This window comes from Blautia massiliensis (ex Liu et al. 2021), from assembly GCF_052064225.1.
GTDB lineage: Bacteria > Bacillota > Clostridia > Lachnospirales > Lachnospiraceae > Blautia_A > Blautia_A fusiformis.
In genome coordinates this window covers 1-5366 of sequence record NZ_JBQHWA010000062.1, presented here as the reverse complement: position 1 = coordinate 5366, position 5366 = coordinate 1, and the positions used below count along the sequence as shown (strand labels likewise).

Below are 5366 nucleotides of genomic sequence, written 5' to 3'. Positions count from 1 at the left end.
ACAAACTCACCAAATAAAAAAAACGATATTCGGGTGGGTTATTTTGTTATACCCTAAATTACCCTCTGAATTTGTTTTTAAATTTGGAGGGTTTTTATGTTCCTTTTTTCGGGCGGTTGCCCATCTGCTTATATAAAGCAAAGTTTATTTATACATAGCACATCAGGGAATGGCGGGAAGCCAGTTAAAAAAATCCCTGCCAGTGCAACGGTACTTCCCACCATGAAGGTAGAAGTACAATCTCCATACAACAGAATTAGTATTTCCCATAACCGTAAAGGTCACAAAGCCTTTGCGGTTTTTCTTTTGTCGTTTTTGGTTGGAAAGTGCCGCAGGACTATTATTGGTGTTAAGTGTCGTTCGCCGCCTTTCAATCTGGATTTTTATGTTTTCAAAGATTCAGATTGATTGGAGGAAAAAAGAATGGCATATAACAACGGACGTGAGGACAGGAAGTGGCGTATCTGGAAAGAAGCCGAGGAAAAAGTGTTGCGGGAACATGGAGTTGATGAAGCTACCATCGAACAAATCCGTATTGACGACAGGGCAGACTTTAATTCCAACAGGCGGTTTTACCATTGGACAAGCGATTTCGGGGAATACCTTGAGGGAATGGCAGACAGGGAACAGTCAGCCGAAGTAAAGACCGTTGAAGATTTACTGGATGAAATCGAAGATGAAAATCTGTATCAGGCATTACTTACGGTGGACAGGCGTACACTGCAAATCGTTCTGCTGAAAATGAAAGGGTATTCCACAAAAGAGATTGCCCCGCTTGTGCATTTAACGACGGGTGCTATCTATGCACGGTTAGACCATCTTAGAAAAAAGTTGCGGAAGATTTTATAGTCATCTAATACAGCATGCTTTCTTATGGGCTATTGGGTGGGGGATAAAATTCTCCCACCCAATTTTAGAATAAGTGAATAAAATCCCTGTCCATAGAGAATACTAAAAAGTTTGTGCAAAATCTTGACAGCCATATTGCCGCTATGGTATTCTGAAATACCAATGGGGAAATTGGAAGATTGAAAATTAAATAAGCACATAGATATAAGATTGAAATGTCAGCCAATCGGCAAGGCTGACATGGGTTTTGAATTTCAAAGCCGCTACATAGCATTGCGAATCAGAGCGGGAGGGAATCCTCTTGTCGTTCGTGATGCAGTGTGGCGGCTTTTTCATTTATCCAAAAGTCAAAGGCAATAAAATCCAGAACGGAGGTGGAAAGGACATAGGATTTCCTTTTCGGAGGGTAAAGGCAGGCATTAAGAAAGCCGTTACACAGAAAAATGCTCTGCGGAGTTGTCCACAGAGATAGCGAGCATCGGATTGTGTCAGCCACAATCCAATCCACACCCTAAAGGCGTGTGGACTAACTTAGGGGACAACCCCTAGCTACCCCGATAAAAGGAAAAATAAAACTGGAGGATTAAGAAAAATGAGTAGAGAAAAATCAGAAAAAGTATGCATTACTTTTAGATTGAGCGAAGAAGAACATGAAAAATTAAAGCAGTATTCATCCGCCTGCGGTCTGTCCACCGCAGAATTTATGCGTCAGTTATGCAGGGGAAACGCACCGCAGCCACAGCCAGAGAAAGAATTTTGGGAACTATTAGGCACGCTTTACGAAGTACACGTAGCCTTTAAAAAGTGTATCCCCTACGCCCCTTCCGCTGATGAAATATGCAGGGAGATTGAGGATTTTATCTTGGAACTGCAACGGAATTATACCCTCCCACAGCAGTTTGACATGGAAAAATTGACGGAACAGGGGGCAGTCTGATATGGCGGCAACGAGCCTCTGGCACATCGAAGGACGGTTGAAAGACTTAATTTCTTATGTGGAAAACCCAGAAAAGACCGTGCCGAATAAGGAGATGCAGGACTTCTTTGACGTGTTCTCCTATGTGAAGAATCCACAGAAAACGGACAATGGAGAGTTTGTTTCCGCCATCAACTGTTTAAAAGAAACAGCGTTACAGCAGATGATTCTAACGAAAAAGCAGTACCAGAAGACAGGCGGGTATATCGCTTGGCACGGCTACCAGAGCTTCAAGCCAGACGAAGTAACGCCCGAACAATGCCACGAAATCGGCTTAAAACTTGCGAGGGAAATGTGGGGCGACAAGTACCAGATAATCGTTGTCACCCACCTTGACAGGGGGCATCTCCACAATCACTTCTGCTTCAACTCTGTTTCCTATCTGGATGGGAGCAAATATAATTACTCAAAATCGGAGCAGAAACGGCTAAGGGAAACGTCAGACCGCTTGTGCAGAGAGTACGGATTATCGGTGATTGAGAACCCGAAGAAAGCACCGTCAAGACCGCTGTATCTGGATGAAAAGAGCGGCAAGCCGACACGCTACAACGTCTATCTGGAAGATTTAGCGGAGGCAATCAGCGGCAGTCGGGATATTCCGCACATGATGAAGTATCTAATCGACAAAGGCTACGAGGTTGATTTTTCGGGCGGGCATTGGAAAATGAAGCTGCCGCAGTATAAGCATTTCACAAGATTAGATACGCTTGATGAACGCTTAACGCCCGATTTTATCCGTTCACATTTAGGCACAAGGGCAAGATATGGGAACTACAAAGCAAAGATTTCCTACTCTCCCCATATGCCCGAAGAATATAAAAAGGCTTGGAAACCGCACCAGAAAACAAGGGGAATCTTAGCGTTGTATTACTATTGGTGCTATCAGTTGGGGATATTTCCCAAAGGCACGGACTACAAGCCGACAAGCCCGCTTATGAAAGAGGAGCTTCGGAAACTGGATGAGATTACCACACAGGTACGCTATATGTCGGAGCATAACATCTCCACCCTCTCCGATTTGCACGCCGACAGGGAGAAGAACCAGACGGAAATGGACAGGCTTACCAACTATCGGCGGCATTTGCAGAATAAGATACGGCGTGCTTCACCCGCCGAGAAAGAAACGCTCCGAGAAGAAAAAAACGGGGTGACGGAACGGATAACGGAGCTGCGAAAGCGGCTGAAATATGCGGACGGGATTGAAAAACGCTCTGCCCACATTGATGACTGCTTGAACCAAATCCACGATACGGTTGAAAATCAAAGGTCAAACCAGAATGGCAGGACAGACCGCAAGAGGGAGGACGCATTGCGATGAGCAGACTGACAGAACAGGAACTTACGGAAATTTTAGACGAAAATAAGGGTATCTCAATGGTAAACCCGAATAGGGTGTACCCGCCCCTGCCGCCTGCTGAAAACATTATGCCCCTTATGCGTATCCCTGAACAGGCAACGCTCTGCGAGAAAATCGGCGGCACGGAATATACAGTGACCGCACATTTCCGAGAGGACGGGAGGGACTTGCTTGGGCTTCTCAGCAGGATATTCATGCGGGACACAGCAGATTACAGTTTTGATTCCGAGGGTTATGATGAGGATTAAGAAATATCGGAAAGATTATCGCTTTAAAGCGTTGAAGTTTGACCGCAGGCGTGGTATACTGTATCTACACTTCATACTATCGTGTCTGCTGTCGGAAAGGAGAAAGCATTGCAAAGACAGCAGGAAGAAATCACCGCCTTGTACTGTCGTCTGAGTCAGGACGATGGACGTGAAGGCGAGAGCAACAGTATCGTAAATCAAAAAGAATATCTATTCAAGTACGCTAAGGAACACGGGTTTCCAAATCCCACCTACTATGTGGACGATGGCTATACGGGTACGAATTTTAACCGCCCTTCTTTTAAGAAAATGTCAGAGGATATTGACAAGGGGCTTGTAACAACGGTCATTGTAAAAGACCTCTCCCGCTTTGGCAGGAACTATATCGAGGTCGGCTCATACTCCGAAATCATTTATCCCGAAGCAGGGGTGCGCTTTATCGCCATCATGGACAATGTGGACACGGGCAGCCTTGAGAGCAACGAATTTGCCGCATTTACCAACCTTTTTAATGAGTGGTATCCCAAAAGCACGAGCAAAAAAGTAAAGGAAGTCAAGAAAGCGAAGGGGCTTGCGGGCGAACATCTGGGTGCGCCGCCTTACGGATATTTACGCAATCCTGATGATAATACCCGATGGCTTGTGGACGAGGAAGCGGCGGCGGTTGTCCGCAGGATATTTTTCCTCTGTATGCAGGGAAACGGAATGTCAGCCATTGCCACTATTTTGTGGGAGGAAAAGGTGCTTACCCCGTCAGCCTACAAAGCGTCAAAGGGCGTCGGCGTGGCGAGGGTTTCGGAAAATCCGTATTGTTGGGAGCCGTCAGCCGTAGCTGCTATTCTGGAAAATGTGGCGTATATCGGCTGTACGGAGAGCTTCAAATCCACCCGTTTGGGCTTTAAAAGCAAGAAGCGTATCCCAACCGCAAAGGAAATGCGGGCATATATTGAGAACGCCCATACGCCGATTATTGACAGGGAAGTGTGGGATAAGGTGCAGATGATACGGGAAAATAAACGCAGACCGACCAACAGCGGGATTACGAGCATGTTTTCTGGACTGCTTTATTGTGCCGACTGCGGGGCAAAACTAAGCCTTGCCACTGCCAATAGATACACGCATTTCCGCTGTTCCCAGTACAAGCGGACGAGCCGCACGCAGAACTGTACGCAGCACTATATCCGAGAAGACGCACTAAATCAGTTGGTTTTGAAACAGCTTCAGCATTTCCTGTCCTATCTGCAGCAGTTTGAGCGTGTATTTATCCGACAACAGATAGACACCACCCTTGCGGAACGCCGATACGAACTGTCTGCAAAGCAGAAACAGATAGAAAAGGACGAAAAGCGGATGGATGAGCTTGACCGCCTGTTCCGTAAAATCTACGAGGACAATGTCAACGGAAAGCTGAATGACGAACGCTTTTGCAAGCTGTCAGACGGATACGAAGCGGAGCAGGAACAGCTAAAACAGGAAATCGAATCCTTAACAGCCGAAGTCAGCGAAGCCGACATGGAAACCACCAATGTATCAAAGCTGATAGCCGTCACAAAGAAATATACCCGCATTGACGAACTCACGCCCGAAATCCTAAACGCATTTGTGGATAAAATCGTAATCCATGAGCGTGAGAAAAAGGACGGGAAACGGACACAGCAAATCGACATTTACTATTCCTATGTCGGGATTGTGGATATTCCCACAGACGAGGAAATGCGGGAAATGGAGAGGGAATATATGCAGCGTACTACACGTCAAACCGCCTGAATAAAGGCGAAAGCAGGAGTAAATCTGTACTCCTGCCGATACATATCTATTTTTATCCCTATCTGGTTTAACTCATGGTTTAGGTCAGTTTACAAGGAACTACACGCAGACCGTGAAACGGGCTGCTGACAACAAACGGCGCTATGCTCCCGGCTGGGTGCATAGCACC

Annotated in this window: 6 protein-coding genes; all 6 read left to right on the top strand. The window is 46.2% G+C overall.

Translation table 11 applies throughout. The features are described 5' to 3' along the window. The first annotated feature begins 96 nt into the window (after positions 1-96). The 6 genes from ACTNDQ_RS15145 (at position 97) to ACTNDQ_RS15120 (ending at position 5197) form a co-directional block, all read left to right on the top strand. Positions 97-408, top strand: a complete 312-nt coding sequence (locus ACTNDQ_RS15145; protein WP_015535393.1) for a hypothetical protein — start codon at positions 97-99, stop codon at positions 406-408. 15 nt (positions 409-423) lie between these two features. Then, entirely contained in the window at positions 424-849 is a 426-nt protein-coding gene (locus ACTNDQ_RS15140; RefSeq protein WP_033126097.1) for a sigma-70 family RNA polymerase sigma factor, read from the top strand. 592 nt (positions 850-1441) lie between these two features. Then, a complete protein-coding gene (locus tag ACTNDQ_RS15135; protein ID WP_033126096.1) occupies positions 1442-1786 on the top strand; it encodes a plasmid mobilization protein in 345 nt (114 codons plus the stop codon). A 1-nt stretch (position 1787) separates the two neighbouring features. Next, a complete protein-coding gene (locus tag ACTNDQ_RS15130; protein WP_033126095.1) occupies positions 1788-3143 on the top strand; it encodes a relaxase/mobilization nuclease domain-containing protein in 1356 nt (451 codons plus the stop codon). After that, positions 3140-3430, top strand: coding sequence for a hypothetical protein (locus ACTNDQ_RS15125; RefSeq protein WP_033126094.1), 291 nt, complete (start codon positions 3140-3142; stop codon positions 3428-3430). The genes ACTNDQ_RS15130 and ACTNDQ_RS15125 overlap by 4 nt, the downstream gene beginning before the upstream one ends. A 108-nt stretch (positions 3431-3538) precedes the next feature. After that, entirely contained in the window at positions 3539-5197 is a 1659-nt protein-coding gene (locus ACTNDQ_RS15120; RefSeq protein WP_146203331.1) for a recombinase family protein, read from the top strand. Positions 5198-5366: the final 169 nt, after the last annotated feature.